Origin of the sequence: Streptomyces sp. NPDC126499 (assembly GCF_040302485.1) — a bacterium.
Taxonomy (GTDB): domain Bacteria; phylum Actinomycetota; class Actinomycetes; order Streptomycetales; family Streptomycetaceae; genus Streptomyces.
In genome coordinates this window covers 82,605-100,073 of the sequence record NZ_JBEOUO010000008.1, presented here as the reverse complement: position 1 = coordinate 100,073, position 17,469 = coordinate 82,605, and the positions used below count along the sequence as shown (strand labels likewise).

At 72.6% G+C, this 17,469-nt stretch carries 15 protein-coding genes; 14 read left to right on the top strand and 1 reads right to left on the bottom strand.

Features of this window, described 5'->3' with window-relative positions:
* Positions 1–3: 3 nt before the first annotated feature.
* The 12 genes from ABTZ91_RS13935 to ABTZ91_RS13880 all read left to right on the top strand — a co-directional run bounded on the left by ABTZ91_RS13935 (position 4) and on the right by ABTZ91_RS13880 (position 15,078).
* Complete coding sequence (locus tag ABTZ91_RS13935) at positions 4–1,290, top strand: dihydroorotase (protein ID WP_352077370.1); 1,287 nt, start codon at positions 4–6, stop codon at positions 1,288–1,290.
* On the top strand, positions 1,287–1,871 hold the full coding sequence (locus ABTZ91_RS13930) for a hypothetical protein (RefSeq protein WP_352077369.1): 585 nt from the start codon (positions 1,287–1,289) through the stop codon (positions 1,869–1,871). The genes ABTZ91_RS13935 and ABTZ91_RS13930 overlap by 4 nt, the downstream gene beginning before the upstream one ends.
* Entirely contained in the window at positions 1,868–3,010 is a 1,143-nt protein-coding gene (gene carA, locus ABTZ91_RS13925) for a glutamine-hydrolyzing carbamoyl-phosphate synthase small subunit (RefSeq protein ID WP_352077368.1), read from the top strand. The genes ABTZ91_RS13930 and carA overlap by 4 nt, the downstream gene beginning before the upstream one ends.
* Positions 3,003–6,311, top strand: a complete 3,309-nt coding sequence (gene carB, locus ABTZ91_RS13920; protein ID WP_352077367.1) for a carbamoyl-phosphate synthase large subunit — start codon at positions 3,003–3,005, stop codon at positions 6,309–6,311. Before carA ends, carB begins: the two co-directional genes overlap by 8 nt.
* Positions 6,312–6,367: 56 nt before the next feature.
* Positions 6,368–7,477 carry a quinone-dependent dihydroorotate dehydrogenase gene (locus tag ABTZ91_RS13915; protein ID WP_352077366.1) on the top strand — a complete coding sequence of 370 codons (1,110 nt, stop codon included), beginning with the start codon at positions 6,368–6,370 and terminating at the stop codon, positions 7,475–7,477.
* On the top strand, positions 7,477–8,313 hold the full coding sequence (gene pyrF, locus ABTZ91_RS13910; protein WP_352077365.1) for an orotidine-5'-phosphate decarboxylase: 837 nt from the start codon (positions 7,477–7,479) through the stop codon (positions 8,311–8,313). Before ABTZ91_RS13915 ends, pyrF begins: the two co-directional genes overlap by 1 nt.
* A 348-nt stretch (positions 8,314–8,661) precedes the next feature.
* Positions 8,662–8,985, top strand: coding sequence for an integration host factor (locus ABTZ91_RS13905; RefSeq protein ID WP_026246651.1), 324 nt, complete (start codon positions 8,662–8,664; stop codon positions 8,983–8,985).
* A 61-nt stretch (positions 8,986–9,046) separates the two neighbouring features.
* Positions 9,047–9,610, top strand: a complete 564-nt coding sequence (gmk, locus tag ABTZ91_RS13900; protein ID WP_352077364.1) for a guanylate kinase — start codon at positions 9,047–9,049, stop codon at positions 9,608–9,610.
* Between the two features lie 28 nt (positions 9,611–9,638).
* Positions 9,639–9,911 carry a DNA-directed RNA polymerase subunit omega gene (rpoZ, locus tag ABTZ91_RS13895; protein WP_005319902.1) on the top strand — a complete coding sequence of 91 codons (273 nt, stop codon included), beginning with the start codon at positions 9,639–9,641 and terminating at the stop codon, positions 9,909–9,911.
* Positions 9,912–10,037: 126 nt separating this feature from the next.
* The gene (coaBC, locus tag ABTZ91_RS13890) at positions 10,038–11,252 is read left to right on the top strand and encodes a bifunctional phosphopantothenoylcysteine decarboxylase/phosphopantothenate--cysteine ligase CoaBC (RefSeq protein ID WP_352077363.1); all 1,215 of its coding nucleotides are present in this window, start codon (positions 10,038–10,040) and stop codon (positions 11,250–11,252) included.
* A gap of 325 nt (positions 11,253–11,577) precedes the next feature.
* Positions 11,578–12,786 (top strand): methionine adenosyltransferase, encoded by a 1,209-nt coding sequence (gene metK / locus ABTZ91_RS13885; RefSeq protein ID WP_352077362.1) that lies wholly within the window; start codon positions 11,578–11,580, stop codon positions 12,784–12,786.
* Positions 12,787–12,921: 135 nt separating this feature from the next.
* Positions 12,922–15,078 carry a primosomal protein N' gene (locus ABTZ91_RS13880; protein WP_352077361.1) on the top strand — a complete coding sequence of 719 codons (2,157 nt, stop codon included), beginning with the start codon at positions 12,922–12,924 and terminating at the stop codon, positions 15,076–15,078.
* A 232-nt stretch (positions 15,079–15,310) separates the two neighbouring features.
* Here the strand turns inward: ABTZ91_RS13880 and ABTZ91_RS13875 are convergent, their stop codons facing one another.
* Entirely contained in the window at positions 15,311–15,829 is a 519-nt protein-coding gene (locus ABTZ91_RS13875) for a hypothetical protein (protein ID WP_352077360.1), read from the bottom strand.
* A gap of 326 nt (positions 15,830–16,155) precedes the next feature.
* Here ABTZ91_RS13875 and fmt point away from each other — a divergent pair, with 326 nt between their 5' ends.
* Complete coding sequence (gene fmt, locus ABTZ91_RS13870; RefSeq protein ID WP_352077359.1) at positions 16,156–17,088, top strand: methionyl-tRNA formyltransferase; 933 nt, start codon at positions 16,156–16,158, stop codon at positions 17,086–17,088.
* 11 nt (positions 17,089–17,099) lie between these two features.
* Positions 17,100–17,456 (top strand): hypothetical protein, encoded by a 357-nt coding sequence (locus tag ABTZ91_RS13865; RefSeq protein ID WP_352077358.1) that lies wholly within the window; start codon positions 17,100–17,102, stop codon positions 17,454–17,456.
* Positions 17,457–17,469 lie beyond the last annotated feature (13 nt).

The window sequence follows — 17,469 nt, the reverse complement described above, 5'->3', positions numbered from 1 at the left end:
CGCATGAGCAAGATCCTGATCCGTGGTGCGAAGGTGCTCGGCGGCGAGGCCCAGGACGTCCTGATCGACGGCGAGATCATCGCCGAGACCGGCAAGGGCCTGGTGGCCGAGGACGCCCAGGTGATCGAGGCCGAGGGGCAGATCCTCCTGCCCGGCCTGGTCGACCTGCACACCCACCTGCGCGAGCCCGGCCGCGAGGACTCCGAGACCGTCCTCACCGGCACCCGCGCCGCCGCCTCCGGCGGCTACACGGCCGTCTTCGCCATGGCCAACACCTTCCCCGTCGCCGACACCGCCGGCGTCGTCGAGCAGGTCTACCGGCTCGGCAAGGAGGCCGGCTACTGCGACGTGCAGCCCATCGGCGCCGTCACCGTCGGCCTGGAGGGCAAGAAGCTCGCCGAGCTCGGCGCCATGCACGACTCCGCCGCCGGCGTCACCGTCTTCTCCGACGACGGCAAGTGCGTCGACGACGCGGTGATCATGCGCCGCGCCCTGGAGTACGTGAAGGCCTTCGGCGGCGTCGTCGCCCAGCACGCCCAGGAGCCCCGCCTCACCGAGGGCGCCCAGATGAACGAGGGCGTCGTCTCCGCCGAGCTCGGCCTCGGCGGCTGGCCCGCCGTCGCCGAGGAGTCGATCATCGCCCGCGACGTCCTCCTCGCCGAGCACGTCGGCTCCCGCGTCCACATCTGCCACCTCTCCACCGCCGGCTCCGTCGAGATCGTCCGCTGGGCCAAGTCCCGCGGCATCGACGTCACCGCCGAGGTCACCCCGCACCACCTCCTCCTCACCGACGAGATGGTCCGCAGCTACAACCCGGTTTACAAGGTCAACCCGCCGCTGCGCACCGAGCGCGACGTGACGGCCCTGCGCGAGGCCCTGGCCGACGGCACCATCGACATCGTGGCCACCGACCACGCCCCGCACCCCCACGAGGACAAGGACTGCGAGTGGGCCGCCGCCGCCATGGGCATGGTCGGCCTGGAGACCGCCCTGTCCGTCGTCCAGCAGACGATGGTGGAGACCGGCCTGCTCGACTGGGCCGGCGTCGCCGACCGGATGTCCGTCAAGCCGGCCCGGATCGGCGCGGCCAAGGGTCACGGACGCCCCGTCTCGGCTGGTGAGCCCGCCAACCTGACCCTCGTCGATCCGGCATACCGTGGTGTGGTGAACCCCGCCGACTTCGCCTCCCGCAGCCGCAACACCCCCTACGAGGGCCGCGAGCTTCCGGGACGCGTCACCCACACGTTCCTGCGGGGCCGGGCAACGCTCGTCGACGGGAAGCTGGCGTGACACCACTCATCCACCTGGCCGCAGAAGCCGAACAGAAATCGGCCGAGGTCACCGACTGGGCCGGACGGCTCGGCTGGGTCGCCGGACTGCTGCTCTTCATCGCCTTCGTCTACTGGCTGATGCGCCAGGGATGGAAGTGGCGGGGCAGCCTCCAGTCCGACCTGCCGCCCCTGCCCACCGCACCCGAGGAGCCCGGCGAGGCGCGCCTCACGCTGCACGGCCGCTACCACGGCTCCACCACCGCCGGTCAGTGGCTCGACCGGATCGTCGCCCACGGCCTGGGCGTCCGCAGCCGCGCCGAGCTCACCCTCACGGACGCCGGGATCAGCGTCGTACGCCCCGGGGCGGACGACTTCCACATCCCGGCCCACGCCCTGCGCGAGGCCCGCCTCGACAAGGGCATCGCCGGAAAGGTCCTCACCGAGGGCGGCCTGCTGGTCGTCACCTGGGCCCACGGCGACACGCTGCTCGACTCCGGCTTCCGCGCCGACCACGCGGCCGAGCACGCCGCCTGGGTCGAGGCCATCAACTCCCTGAGCCCGAACACCCCCGCAAGCACGACGGAAGGCACCGCACGATGACGACCTCCACAAGGGGAACCGCCAAGGTTCCCGCCGTACTCGTCCTGGAGGACGGCCGCATCTTCCGCGGACGCGCCTACGGGGCCGTGGGGGAGACCTTCGGCGAGGCCGTGTTCTCCACCGGCATGACCGGCTACCAGGAGACCCTCACCGACCCGTCGTACCACCGCCAGGTCGTGGTGATGACCGCCCCGCACGTCGGCAACACCGGCGTCAACGACGAGGACCCCGAGTCCGCCCGCATCTGGGTGGCCGGCTACGTCGTCCGCGACCCCGCCCGCGTCTCCTCCAACTGGCGCGCCCGCCGCTCCCTCGACGAGGAGCTGCGCGCCCAGGGCGTCGTCGGCATCCAGGGCGTCGACACCCGCGCCCTCACCCGCCACCTGCGCGAGAGCGGCGCCATGCGCGTCGGCATCTTCTCCGGCACCGCGCTCCCCGACGAGGGCACCATGCTCGCCGAGGTCCGCCGGCAGCCCGAGATGACGGGCGCGGACCTCTCCGCCGAGGTCGCCACCAAGGAGGCCTACGTCGTCCCCGCGATCGGCGAGAAGAAGTTCACCGTCGCCGCCGTCGACCTCGGCATCAAGGGCATGACCCCGCACCGGATGGCCGAGCGCGGCATCGAGGTCCACGTGCTGCCCGCCACCGCCACCGCCGAGGACGTCTTCGCGGTGAACCCCGACGGCGTGTTCTTCTCCAACGGCCCGGGCGACCCCGCCACCGCCGACGGCCCCGTCGCCGTCATGCGCGCCGTCCTGGAGCGCAAGACCCCGCTCTTCGGCATCTGCTTCGGCAACCAGATCCTCGGCCGCGCCCTCGGCTTCGGCACGTACAAGCTGAAGTACGGCCACCGCGGCATCAACCAGCCCGTCCAGGACCGCACCACCGGCAAGGTCGAGGTCACCGCGCACAACCACGGCTTCGCCGTCGACGCGCCCCTCGACAAGGTCTCCGACACCCCCTACGGGCGTGCCGAGGTCTCCCACGTGTGCCTGAACGACAACGTGGTGGAAGGCCTCCAGCTGCTCGACCAGCCCGCCTTCTCCGTCCAGTACCACCCCGAGGCGGCCGCCGGCCCGCACGACGCCGCGTACCTCTTCGACCGCTTCGTTTCTCTGATGGAGGCCGAGCGTGCCTAAGCGCACCGATATCCAGTCCGTCCTGGTCATCGGCTCCGGCCCGATCGTCATCGGCCAGGCCGCCGAGTTCGACTACTCCGGCACCCAGGCATGCCGGGTCCTCAAGTCCGAGGGCCTGCGCGTCATCCTGGTCAACTCCAACCCGGCCACGATCATGACCGACCCGGAGATCGCCGACGCCACCTACGTCGAGCCGATCACCCCCGAGTTCGTCGAGAAGATCATCGCCAAGGAGCGCCCCGACGCCCTGCTGCCCACCCTCGGCGGCCAGACCGCGCTCAACACCGCGATCTCCATGCACGAGCAGGGTGTCCTGGAGAAGTACGGCGTCGAGCTCATCGGCGCCAACGTCGAGGCCATCCACAAGGGCGAGGACCGCGACCTCTTCAAGGGCGTCGTCGAGGCCGTCAAGGCCAAGATCGGTTACGGCGAGTCCGCCCGCTCGGTCATCTGCCACTCCATGGACGACGTCCTCAAGGGCGTCGAGACCCTCGGCGGCTACCCCGTCGTCGTCCGCCCCTCCTTCACCATGGGCGGCGCCGGCTCCGGCTTCGCCCACGACGAGGAGGAGCTGCGCCGCATCGCCGGCCAGGGCCTCACGCTCTCCCCGACCACCGAGGTGCTCCTGGAGGAGTCCATCCTCGGCTGGAAGGAGTACGAGCTGGAGCTGATGCGCGACAAGGCCGACAACGTCGTGGTCGTCTGCTCCATCGAGAACTTCGACCCGATGGGCGTCCACACCGGTGACTCCATCACCGTCGCGCCCTCGATGACCCTCACCGACCGCGAGTACCAGCGGCTGCGCGACATCGGCATCGCGATCATCCGCGAGGTCGGCGTCGACACCGGCGGCTGCAACATCCAGTTCGCGGTCAACCCCGCCGACGGCCGGATCATCGTCATCGAGATGAACCCGCGCGTCTCCCGCTCCTCCGCGCTCGCCTCCAAGGCCACCGGCTTCCCGATCGCCAAGATCGCCGCCAAGCTGGCCGTCGGCTACACGCTGGACGAGATCCCCAACGACATCACCGAGAAGACCCCGGCCTCCTTCGAGCCGACCCTCGACTACGTCGTCGTCAAGGCGCCCCGCTTCGCCTTCGAGAAGTTCCCCTCCGCCGACTCCACCCTCACCACCACCATGAAGTCGGTCGGCGAGGCCATGGCGATCGGCCGCAACTTCACCGAGGCGCTCCAGAAGGCCCTGCGCTCCCTGGAGAAGAAGGGCTCGCAGTTCGCCTTCACCGGCGAGCCCGGCGACAAGGCCGAGCTGCTGCGCGAGGCGGTCCGCCCCACCGACGGCCGGATCAACACGGTCATGCAGGCCATCCGCGCGGGCGCCACGCCCGAGGAGGTCTTCGAGGCCACCAAGATCGACCCCTGGTTCGTCGACCAGCTCTTCCTCATCAAGGAGATCGCCGACGAGCTCGCGCTGGCCGAGAAGCTCGACCCCGAGCTGCTCGCCGAGGCCAAGCGCCACGGCTTCTCCGACGCCCAGATCGCCGAGATCCGCGGCCTGCGCGAGGACGTCGTCCGTGAGGTCCGGCACGCCCTCGGCGTCCGCCCGGTCTACAAGACGGTCGACACCTGCGCCGCCGAGTTCGCCGCCAAGACCCCGTACTTCTACTCGTCCTACGACGAGGAGACCGAGATCGCGCCGCGCGAGAAGCCCGCGGTGATCATCCTGGGCTCCGGCCCGAACCGCATCGGCCAGGGCATCGAGTTCGACTACTCCTGCGTCCACGCCTCCTTCGCCCTCAGCGACGCCGGCTACGAGACCGTGATGGTCAACTGCAACCCGGAGACCGTCTCCACGGACTACGACACCTCCGACCGCCTGTACTTCGAGCCGCTGACGCTCGAGGACGTCCTGGAGATCGTCCACGCCGAGTCGCTCGCCGGCCCCATCGCGGGCGTCGTCGTCCAGCTCGGCGGCCAGACCCCGCTCGGCCTCGCCCAGGCGCTCAAGGACAACGGCGTGCCGGTCGTCGGCACCTCCCCGGAGGCCATCCACGCCGCCGAGGACCGCGGCGCCTTCGGCCGCGTCCTGGAGGAGGCGGGCCTGCCCGCCCCCAAGCACGGCACCGCCACCACCTTCGAGGGCGCCAAGAAGATCGCCGACGAGATCGGCTACCCCGTCCTCGTACGCCCCTCGTACGTGCTCGGCGGCCGCGGCATGGAGATCGTCTACGACGAGACGCGCCTGGAGGCGTACATCGCCGAGTCCACCGAGATCTCCCCGACCCGCCCGGTCCTCGTCGACCGCTTCCTCGACGACGCCATCGAGATCGACGTCGACGCGCTCTACGACGGCGAGGAGCTCTACCTCGGCGGCGTCATGGAGCACATCGAGGAGGCCGGCATCCACTCCGGCGACTCCGCCTGCGCCCTGCCCCCGATCACCCTCGGCGGCTTCGACGTCAAGCGGCTGCGCGCCTCCACCGAGGCCATCGCCAAGGGCGTCGGCGTGCGCGGCCTGATCAACATCCAGTTCGCGATGGCCGGGGACATCCTCTACGTCCTCGAGGCCAACCCGCGCGCCTCGCGCACCGTCCCCTTCACCTCGAAGGCGACCGCGGTGCCGCTCGCGAAGGCCGCCGCCCGCATCTCGCTGGGCGCCACCATCGCCGAGCTGCGCGCCGAGGGCCTGCTGCCGAAGAACGGCGACGGCGGCACCCTGCCGCTGGACGCGCCGATCTCCGTCAAGGAGGCCGTCATGCCGTGGTCGCGCTTCCGCGACATCCACGGCCGCGGCGTCGACACCGTCCTCGGCCCGGAGATGCGCTCCACCGGCGAGGTCATGGGCATCGACTCGGTCTTCGGCACGGCGTACGCCAAGTCGCAGGCCGGCGCCTACGGCCCGCTGCCCACCAAGGGCCGCGCGTTCATCTCCGTCGCCAACCGCGACAAGCGCTCGATGATCTTCCCGGCCCGCGAGCTCGTCGCCCACGGCTTCGAACTGCTCGCCACCTCCGGCACCGCCGAGGTCCTCAAGCGCAACGGCATCAACGCCACCGTCGTGCGCAAGCTCAGCGAGGGCGAGGGCCCCGGCGGCGAGAAGACCATCGTCCAGCTGATCCACGACGGCCAGGTCGACCTCATCGTCAACACCCCGTACGGCACCGGCGGCCGCCTCGACGGCTACGAGATCCGTACGGCGGCGGTCTCGCGCGGCGTCCCCTGCCTCACCACGGTCCAGGCGCTCGCCGCCGCCGTCCAGGGCATCGAGGCGCTGGGCCACGGCGACGTGGGCGTCCGCTCGCTCCAGGAACACGCCGCGCATCTGATCGCGGCCCGCGACTAGCAGCCCACAAGGGGGACACCGGAAACGGTGTCCCCCTCTTGCTGAGGACACCCTTCATGTACAAGTTCTTCTTCCACCTCGTCTTCAAGCGGATGGACCCGGAGGAGGCCCACCACCTGGCCTTCCGCTGGATCCGGCTCGCGGCCCGCGTCCCGGTCCTGCGCACCTTCGTCGCCGCCGTCCTCGCGCCCCGTCACAAGGAGCTGCGCACCGAGGCCCTCGGCCTGCGCATGCACGGCCCCTTCGGTCTCGCGGCCGGCTTCGACAAGAACGCCGTCGCCATCGACGGCATGGCCATGCTCGGCTTCGACCACGTCGAGATCGGCACCGTGACCGGCGAGGCCCAGCCCGGCAACCCCAAGAAGCGGCTCTTCCGGCTCGTCCCGGACCGCGCCCTGATCAACCGCATGGGCTTCAACAACGAGGGCTCGGCCGCCGTCGCCGCCCGCCTGGCCGCCCGCAACCCCGTCTTCAAGACCGTCGTGGGCGTCAACATCGGCAAGACCAAGGTCGTGCCCGAGGCCGAGGCCGCCGCCGACTACGTGAAGTCCACCGAGCGCCTCGCCCGGCACGCCGACTACCTCGTCGTCAACGTCTCCTCGCCGAACACCCCGGGCCTGCGCAACCTCCAGGCCACCGAGTCCCTGCGCCCGCTGCTCACGGCGGTCCGGGAAGCGGCGGACCGGTCCGTCGAGGGCCGCCGGGTCCCCCTTCTGGTGAAGATCGCCCCCGACCTCGCCGACGAGGACGTGGACGCCGTCGCCGACCTCGCCCTGGAGCTGGGCCTCGACGGCATCATCGCCACCAACACCACCATCGCCCGCGAGGGCCTCGGCCTGACGTCCGACCCGGCACTGATCAAGGAGACCGGCGGCCTGTCCGGCGCCCCCGTCAAGCAGCGCTCCCTGGAGGTCCTGCGCCGCCTCTACGCGCGCGTGGGCGACCGGATCGTCCTCGTGGGCGTCGGCGGCATCGAGAACGCCGAGGACGCCTGGCAGCGGATCCTGGCCGGCGCCACCCTGATCCAGGGCTACAGCGCCTTCATCTACGAGGGCCCGTTCTACGCCCGCGCGATCCACAAGGGCCTCGCGGCGCGCCTCGCGGCCTCCCCGTACGCCACCCTCGCCGAGGCCGTCGGCGCCGACACCCGAAAGGCCGCCGCCTGATGACCCTCTCCTTCGGCACCCGCCTGCGCTCCGCCATGGACGAGCGCGGCCCCCTGTGCGTCGGCATCGACCCGCACGCCGCCCTCCTCGACTCCTGGGGCCTGGCCGACGACATCGCGGGCCTGGAGCGCTTCACGTACACCGTCGTCGAGGCGCTGGCCGGCACGGTCGCCGTCTTCAAGCCGCAGGCCGCCTTCTTCGAGCGCTTCGGCTCGCGCGGCGTGGCCGTCCTGGAGCGCGCCGTCGCCGACCTGCGGGAGGCGGGCGGCCTGGTCGTCATGGACGCCAAGCGCGGCGACATCGGCTCCACCATGGCCGCCTACGCGGAGGCCTTCCTGCGCAAGGACTCCCCGCTGTTCTCCGACGCGCTCACCGTCTCCCCGTACCTCGGCTACGGCTCGCTGAAGCCGGCCGTGGACCTGGCCCGGGAGTCCGGTGCCGGGCTCTTCGTCCTGGCGCTGACCTCCAACCCGGAGGGGGCCGAGGTCCAGCGCGCCGTGCGTGAGGACGGCCGGACCGTCGGTGCGACGATGCTGGCGCACCTGGCGGAGGAGAACGCGGGGGAGAGCCCCATGGGCTCCTTCGGCGCGGTCGTCGGTGCCACCCTCGGCGACCTGTCCGCCTTCGACCTCGACATCAACGGCCCGCTGCTCGCCCCCGGCATCGGCGCCCAGGGCGCGACCGCGGCCGACCTGCCCGCCGTCTTCGGCGCGGCGGTGCGCAACGTCGTCCCGAACGTCAGCCGCGGGGTCCTGAAGGAGGGCCCGGACGCCACCGCTCTGCGGGCGGCCGCGGAACGTTACGCGAACGAGATCAGGGCGGCCGTGGGCGCCTGAGGCACCCGGACGGCTTCCCCCAGACTCCGTCCGGGGGCACCCCCACGGCGGGTTCTCGCCAATCCGCAGGTCGGGCGGCGTGTCCTCGCCGTCTCACTCCTTGACAAAAGTTGACCCAAAACCGGGTCGTAATGTCGGAAAAGTCCTGGTCGGTCGATGCTGACCAGGACTTTTCGTCTGTTCTCGCTGACTGGAGCGGCCTTGGCCGCTAGTCTCCGGGACAGAGTCGGCGTTCGGCGTACTCCACGTCGGTCGTCGCTCCACTGGTGTGGGGTGCTCCGCTCACGCGGGGCGTGCAGTTTCCCACCGGTCCGTATCCGACAGTTCGACATCCGAGGTGACGTAGGCGTGGCTCTTCCGCCCCTTACCCCTGAACAGCGCGCAGCCGCGCTCGAAAAGGCCGCCGCGGCTCGCCGGGAGCGGGCCGAGGTCAAGAATCGACTCAAGCACTCCGGCGCCTCTCTCCACGAGGTCATCAAGCAGGGCCAGGAGAACGACGTCATCGGCAAGATGAAGGTCTCCGCGCTGCTCGAGTCCCTGCCCGGCGTCGGCAAGGTCCGCGCCAAGCAGATCATGGAGCGACTGGGCATCTCCGAGAGCCGCCGGGTCCGCGGCCTCGGTTCCAACCAGATCGCCTCCCTGGAGCGCGAGTTCGGCAGCACCGGCGCCTGAGGGCGCCCCCGCCCGGGGGCAAGCGTCCCGGGCACACCCGTAAAGCTGGAATAATCGCTGCATGGCAGCAGAGGTACGTCCGCGGCTGACCGTGCTCTCCGGCCCCTCAGGGGTGGGCAAGAGCACGGTCGTCGCTCATATGCGCAAGGTCCACCCCGAGGTCTGGCTCTCGGTGTCGGCCACGACACGAAAGCCGCGACCCGGCGAGCAGCACGGCGTCCAGTACTTCTTCGTCACGGACGACGAGTTCGACAAGCTGATCGCCAACGGCGAGCTGCTCGAGTGGGCCGAGTTCGCGGGCAACCGCTACGGCACCCCGCGCCGCGCGGTCCTCGACCGCCTGGAGGCGGGCGAGCCCGTCCTCCTGGAGATCGACCTCCAGGGCGCGCGCCAGGTCAAGGACTCCATGGCCGAGGCCCAGCTGGTCTTCCTGGCCCCGCCGAGCTGGGACGAGCTGGTCCGCCGGCTCACCGGCCGCGGCACCGAGTCGCCCGAGGTCATCGAGCGCCGGCTGCAGGCGGCGAAGGTCGAACTGGCCGCCGAGTCGGAGTTCGACACCACGCTCGTCAACACCTCCGTCGAGGACGTCGCCCGCGAGCTGCTAACGTTGATGCACGTTGTCTGATCTTTTTTCCATCTTCGGAAGGTAGAGCGTGTCCTCTTCCATCACCGCGCCCGAGGGCATCATCAACCCGCCGATCGACGAGCTCCTCGAGGCCACTGACTCGAAGTACAGCCTCGTGATCTACGCGGCCAAGCGCGCGCGTCAGATCAACGCGTACTACTCGCAGCTCGGCGAGGGTCTGCTCGAGTACGTCGGTCCGCTCGTGGACACCCACGTCCACGAGAAGCCGCTCTCGATCGCCCTGCGCGAGATCAACGCGGGCCTGCTGACCTCCGAGGCCATCGAGGGTCCGGCGCAGTAGAGCAGCGCTCTTGTAACGCTTGTCACCACAGGCCCGGCGGAACATCCGCCGGGCCTGTGGTGTCTCATGGAGACGTGTAGTCGTGCGGTCGTACGCATCCGAGTGCGGGGAGCAGAGTTGAGCGCGGTGGCGAAGCCGAAGGTCGTCCTGGGCGTGAGCGGTGGCATCGCCGCCTACAAGGCGTGCGAGCTGCTGCGGCGGCTGACCGAGTCGGGCCACGACGTCCGGGTCGTCCCGACCGACTCCGCCCTGCACTTCGTGGGCGCCGCCACCTGGTCCGCGCTCTCCGGCAACCCGGTCTCCAGCGAGGTCTGGGAGACCGTCCACGAGGTCCCGCACGTGCGGATCGGCCAGGCCGCCGACCTCGTCGTCGTCGCCCCGGCCACCGCCGACATGCTGGCCAAGGCCGCCCACGGCCTCGCCGACGACCTGCTGACCAACACGCTGCTCACCGCGCGCTGTCCGGTCGTCTTCGCCCCCGCCATGCACACCGAGATGTGGGAGCACCCCGCCACCCAGGAGAACGTGGCCACCCTGCGCCGCCGCGGCGCCGTGGTCATCGAGCCCGCCGTCGGCCGTCTCACCGGCGTCGACACCGGCAAGGGCCGGCTCCCGGACCCGGGCGAGATCTTCGAGATCTGCAAGCGGATCCTGGCCCGTGGCGTCACCGCCCCCGACCTGGCCGGCCGCCACGTCGTGGTCAGCGCCGGCGGCACCCGCGAGCCCCTCGACCCGGTCCGCTACCTGGGCAACCGCTCCTCCGGCAAGCAGGGCTACGCCCTCGCGAGGGCCGCCGCCGCCCGGGGCGCCCGGGTCACCCTGATCGAGGCCAACACGGGGCTGCCCGACCCGGCGGGCGTCGACGTCGTACGCGTCGGCACCGCCGTCCAGCTGCGCGAGGCGGTCCTCAAGGCCGCCGCCGACGCCGACGCGGTCGTCATGGCCGCCGCGGTCGCCGACTTCCGCCCCGCCGCCTACGCCACCGGCAAGATCAAGAAGACCGACGACGGCGGCGCCCCCACCATCGAGCTGGTCCGCAATCCGGACGTCCTCGCCGAGATCTCCGCCGACCGCGCCCTGCCCGGCCAGGTCGTCGTCGGCTTCGCCGCCGAGACGGACGACGTGCTCGCCAACGGCCGGCGGAAGCTGCGCCGCAAGGGCTGCGACCTGCTCGTCGTCAACGAGGTGGGGGAGCGCAAGACCTTCGGGTCGGAGGAGAACGAGGCCGTGGTCCTCGCCGCCGACGGCACCGAGACCCCCGTCCCGTACGGACCGAAGGAAGCCCTCGCCGAGACGGTGTGGGACCTGGTCCTGCCGCGCCTGCGCACCCCCGCCCCGTAACACCGGCGCGAAGGCCCCCACGGGCGTGGCAGTGAAGACCCCGACGAGTCCCGCGGTGAAGGCCCCGGCGAGCGGCGCGATGAACTCCTCACGAACGGGACGGGACGCCGAGGCGTCCCGTCCGCGACCGAGAGGAACCCCGCGAAACGGGACATACGCCCGGCCCGGCGCGTCGGATGGCGCACAGATCACGCCTCTCCCGGCCGGGGGACCTGGCCAGATGACCGATCGTGCCCGATAGACTGTCCTCGGAACGTCGCGGGGCGCAGCCCCCTGCCGGTCCGCAATCGACTAGCCAGCAGCCGCTGCAACCCCAGGGAGCGTTGTGTCCCGTCGTCTGTTCACCTCGGAGTCCGTGACCGAGGGTCACCCCGACAAGATCGCTGACCAGATCAGCGACACCATCCTCGACGCGCTGCTCAAGGAGGACCCCACCTCCCGCGTCGCCGTCGAGACGCTGATCACCACCGGCCTCGTGCACGTCGCCGGTGAGGTCACCACCAAGGCCTGGGCGGACATCCCCACCCTCGTCCGCAACAAGATCCTCGACATCGGGTACGACTCCTCGAAGAAGGGCTTCGACGGCGCCTCCTGCGGCGTCTCGGTCTCCATCGGGTCGCAGTCCCCGGACATCGCGCAGGGCGTCGACACCGCCTACGAGCAGCGCGTCGAGGGTGACGAGGACGAGCTCGACAAGCAGGGCGCCGGTGACCAGGGCCTGATGTTCGGCTACGCGTCGGACGAGACCCCGGAGCTCATGCCGCTCCCGATCCACCTGGCGCACCGCCTCTCGCGCCGCCTGACCGAGGTCCGCAAGAACGGCACCATCCCGTACCTGCGCCCCGACGGCAAGACCCAGGTCACCATCGAGTACGACGGCGACAAGGCCGTCCGCCTCGACACCGTGGTCGTCTCCTCCCAGCACGCCTCGGACATCGACCTCGAGTCGCTGCTCGCGCCCGACATCCGCGAGTTCGTCGTCGAGCACGTCCTGAAGCAGCTCGTCGAGGAGGGCATCAAGCTCGACACCGACGGCTACCGCCTCCTGGTCAACCCGACCGGCCGCTTCGAGATCGGCGGCCCGATGGGCGACGCCGGCCTCACCGGCCGCAAGATCATCATCGACACCTACGGCGGCATGGCCCGCCACGGTGGCGGCGCCTTCTCCGGCAAGGACCCGTCCAAGGTCGACCGCTCGGCCGCCTACGCCATGCGCTGGGTCGCCAAGAACGTCGTCGCCGCGGGCCTCGCCTCCCGCTGCGAGGTCCAGGTCGCCTACGCGATCGGCAAGGCCGAGCCCGTCGGCCTCTTCGTCGAGACCTTCGGCACCAACACCATCGAGACCGAGAAGATCGAGAACGCCATCGCCGAGGTCTTCGACCTCCGCCCGGCCGCGATCATCCGCGACCTCGACCTGCTCCGCCCGATCTACTCCCAGACCGCCGCCTACGGCCACTTCGGCCGCGAGCTGCCGGACTTCACCTGGGAGCGCACCGACCGCGTGGACGCCCTCAAGGCGGCCGCGGGTCTGTAAGCGACCCCGAGCGACCCACACGAGTCGCGAGCGGGCGCGAGCGACCGCAGCACGACGAAAGGCCCGGCACCCCGGTGGTGCCGGGCCTTCGCCGTCCCCGCCTGACTGTCGGTGGCGTCTGGTAGGTATGAGCCTGTGAGCAGCGAGAACGAGAAGCCCCGGGGGCACGAAGGGCACGGGGGCCACGAGGAGCCCGAGCAGCTCGCGCTCATCCGGGAGACCGTGCGGAAGGCGAAGGTGCCGCGGGCCAAGCCGCGGACGTGGCGGGGGGCCGCGCTGGCGCCGGAGCTGCCGGTGGCGCGGGTCGTGGTGAACAAGGGCGTGCTGCACCTCGACCAGTTCTTCGACTACGCGGTGCCCGAGGAGCTGGACGCCGCCGCGCAACCCGGAGTGCGGGTGCGGGTGCGGTTCGGGGCCGGGGCGCACCAGGTGCGGGGCGGGCGGCGCGAGGGCGGGCGGCTCATCGACGGGTTCCTCGTGGAGCGGCGGGCCGAGTCCGACTACTCCGGGCCGCTCGCCGCGCTCGCCGACGTCGTCTCGCCCGAGCCGGTGCTCGGCCCCGAGCTGCTCGCCCTCGCCCGGGCCGTCGCCGACCGCTACGCGGGCAGCCTCGCCGACGTCCTGCAGCTCGCCGTGCCGCCGCGCAACGCCCGCGCCGAGAGCCGGCCCTCGCCCGAGCCGCTGCCGCCGCCGCCCGCACCCGAGCCGGGCAGCTGGCGGCGCTACGAGCAGGGGGCGGCGTTCCTTCAGGCGCTGGCCCAGGGCGGGGCGCCCCGGGCCGTGTGGAACGCCCTGCCGGGACCGCACTGGGCCGAGGAGATCGCCCGCGCCGTCACCGCCACCCTCGCCTCGGGGCGCGGCGCCCTCGTCGTCGTCCCCGACGGCCGGGCCGCTTCCCGTGTCGACGCCGCCCTGACCGCCGTGCTCGGCGAAGGACGACACGCCCTGCTCACCGCAGAGGCCGGACCAGAGAAGCGGTACGCCGAGTGGCTCGCCGTCAGGCGCGGAGCGGTTCGCGCGGTCGTCGGCACCCGCGCCGCCATGTTCGCCCCCGTACGCGACCTCGGGCTCGCCGTCATCTGGGACGACGGCGACACCAGCCACAGCGAGCCCCACGCCCCGCAGCCGCACGCCCGTGACGTGCTGCTGCTGCGCGCCGCCCACGACCGCTGCGCCTTCCTGCTGGGCTCCACCAGCTGCACCGTGGAGGCCGCCCAGCTCGTCGAGTCCGGCTGGGCACGGCCCCTCGTGGCCGACCGCGAGCAGGTGCGGATCGCCGCCCCGCTCGTACGGACGGTGGGCGACGAGCTGCTCGCCCGCGACGAGGCCGCCCGTGCCGCCCGGCTGCCGTCCCTGGCCTGGGAGACCGTGCGCGAGGCGCTCAAGACGGGCCCGGTCCTCGTCCAGGTGCCCCGCCGCGGGTACGTCCCCCGGCTCGCGTGCCAGCGATGCCGCACCCCCGCCCGCTGCCGCCACTGCTCGGGCCCCCTGGAGGCCCCCGAGCAGCAGGAGCTGCACTGCGGCTGGTGCGGGCGGACCGCCGGCGACTGGCACTGCGTGGCGTGCGGCTCCACCCGGCTGCGCGCCCAGGTCGTGGGAGCCCGGCGCACCGCCGAGGAACTGGGCCGGGCCTTCCCGGCCGTCCCCGTACGCACCTCCGGGCGCGACCACGTCCTCGACCGCGTACCGGGCCGGCCGGCGCTCGTGGTGAGCACCCCCGGCGCCGAGCCCGTCGCCGACGGCGGCTACGCGGCCGCCCTGCTCCTCGACGGCTGGGCCATGCTCGGCCGCCCCGACCTGCGGGCCGGCGAAGAGGCGCTGCGCCGCTGGATCGACGCGGCCTCGCTGGTACGGGGTCAGGGCGACGGCGGCACCGTGGTGGTCGTCGCCGAGCCCACCCTGCGCCCCGTCCAGGCCCTCGTCCGCTGGGACCCCGTCGGCCACGCCCAGCGCGAGCTGGCCGAGCGGGCGGAGCTGGGCTTCCCGCCCGTCTCCCGCATGGCGGCGGTGGCCGGCCCGCCGGAGGCCCTCGCGGCCTTCCTCACCGCCGCCGACCTGCCCCCCGACGCCGAGGTCCTGGGCCCGGTCCCCCTCCCCGTGACCCGTCCCGGCGGCCCCCGCCGCCCCGGCGACACCCCGCCGGGCGAACAGTGGGACCGCGCCCTGATCCGCGTCCCCCCGGGCAGCGGGGCCGCCCTGGCCGCGGCCCTCAAGAAGGCCCAGGCCGCCCGCCTCGCCCGAGGCGGCGGCGAGCCGCTCCGGATCCGGGTCGACCCACCGGACATCGGCTGACGTCCCGCCGGCGGGGGAGGAGAGCCGCCCGACCGGCCGCGGCCCCGCGTGCCGCCGCTCCCGTCCCGCCAGCGGGACAGGGGAGCCGCCCGACCGGCCGCGGCCCCGCGTGCCGCCGCCCCGCGCCTGCCCACGTGGCGCGAGAGGCCCCCCGCCGCCCACCAGGCCGCCCGACGCACCAGGCCGCCCGTGCGCGTACGGCACGGGCGGCCTGGGAGGGGGCGGCGGTCCGTCAGCCGTTGCGGGGGGCCGGGAAGGCCGGCGGGCGGGTGTCCTCGCGGAGCGTCTGACTGCCCGAGGTCGGCTGCGGCGGCATGCTGCGGGCGGGCGGGACCACGGGGATCGTGCGCGTCGTGCCAGGCTCCGCCGCGCGGTCGGTGTCCAGGGCGACGCCCGGCTGGGGCGCGCGGCGGGAGCCGTAACGGCGGTGGACCGCCTGCTTGGTGACTCCGAGCGCGGAGCCCACCGCGTCCCACGAGAAGCCGAGGGAGCGGTCGAAGTCCACCGCGGCCGTCACCAGGGTCTCGACGCTGTCCCGCAGCTCCTGGGCGAGGCGGACGGTCGGGGCGGGGGCGCGTCCGTAGACGACGAAGCCCGTCGAAGGGGCTGAGCGGCGAGGGCGGTAGACATTGCCCAGCTGGGCCGTCAGGGTGCGCAGTGCGTCAACCTGCCGCCGGACCCGCTCGATGTCCCGCACCAGCAGGTGCAGACTCGCCCGGGCCTGGGCGTCGTGGGTTGCGTGGTCGGCCATGGATAAGCCTCTCGAACCGGCGTGAAAGGGGCGGGTCGCGGGGGGAGGGCGACCCGATTCGGTCAATCTCTCTTGACCAACGCGCCACCGGGACTTGGGTCACGCTGCGGGGGCGTATCCGCATATGCGCGGGGCGCTCGTCCTCCCGCACGCCCCCGCCCGCCGAGCGCCCAGGCGGCCCCCAGGGGGGTGTCTCGCCGATCTTGCCGGGCTCGCGGCGTGATCGACAGGACAGCCCTAGACTGGTGCGCTGCCCTCCCCCGAGCTCTCCGCTGCGCTCGAGCAGGGAGGTACCCCCATCGCCCCGAGATGCGAGGTTTTCCCGCGTGAAGCTCGTCTTCGCAGGTACCCCCGAGGTCGCCGTACCCGCCCTGGACGCCCTGCTCGCCTCCGGGCGGCACGAGGTGGCCGCCGTCGTCACCCGGCCCGACGCGCCCGCCGGGCGCGGGCGGCGGCTCGTCGCGAGCCCCGTCGCCGCGCGCGCGGAGGAGGCCGGGATCGAGGTGCTCAAGCCGGAGCGGCCGCGCGACGAGGCGTTCCTCGCGCGGCTCCGGGAGATCGCGCCCGACTGCTGCCCCGTCGTGGCGTACGGCGCGCTGCTGCCGCGCGTCGCCCTCGACATCCCCGTCCACGGCTGGGTCAACCTGCACTTCTCCCTGCTGCCCGCCTGGCGCGGCGCGGCGCCCGTGCAGCACGCGCTGATGGCCGGGGACCAGGTGACCGGCGCGTCGACCTTCCAGATCGAGGAGGGGCTCGACTCGGGCCCGGTGTACGGGGTCGTCACCGAGGAGGTCCGCCCCACCGACACCAGTGGTGACCTGCTCACCCGGCTCGCCTTCGCCGGCGCGGGGCTGCTCGCGGCGACCATGGACGGCATCGAGGACGGCACCCTCAAGGCCGTGCCGCAGCCGGCCGAGGGCATCACCCTCGCCCCGAAGATCCAGGTCGAGGACGCCCACGTCGACTTCACGGCCCCCGCACTGCGCGTCGACCGCGTCGTCCGCGGCTGCACCCCCGCGCCCGGCGCCTGGACCCTCTTCCGCGGCGAGCGCCTCAAGCTGATCCAGGTCGCCCTGCTGCCCGACCGCACCGACCTGGCCCCGGGCGAGCTCGCGGCCGGCAAGAACAACGTGTACGTGGGCACCGGCTCGCACGCCGTGGAACTCCTGTGGGTCCAGCCCCAGGGCAAGAAGCCGATGAAGGCGGCGGACTGGGCGCGCGGCGTCCGGATCGCCCCGGGCGAGCGCGTAGGGGCGTGAGGGCGCCCGACGTGCTGCTCCCGCTCCCCGAAGGGTCCTGGTGGGACTGGACGGTCCTCGGCTACGACGGCAGCCGGCTGACGCTCGCCGCCGACCACGACCTCACCTACCACCACGGGCTCGAAGTCGTCTTCACGGACACCCTCTACGTACGGTGCCCGATGGACTTCGCCGACCCCGACTTCCGGGAGCCCGTCCCCGAGGAGCGCGCGGAGGTCACCCGGCTCCTCGGGGCCGACCCTCCCGTGCTCGTCGCCTTCGAGGCGGACGGCGGCGGTACGGCGCCCGTCTCCTGTCTGATCGCCGCCGAGTCCTGGGCGGTCCGGCAGGGTCGTTTTTCCAGGCCGGGCGGCACGGACGTACGCTGAGGGTGTCCGACCT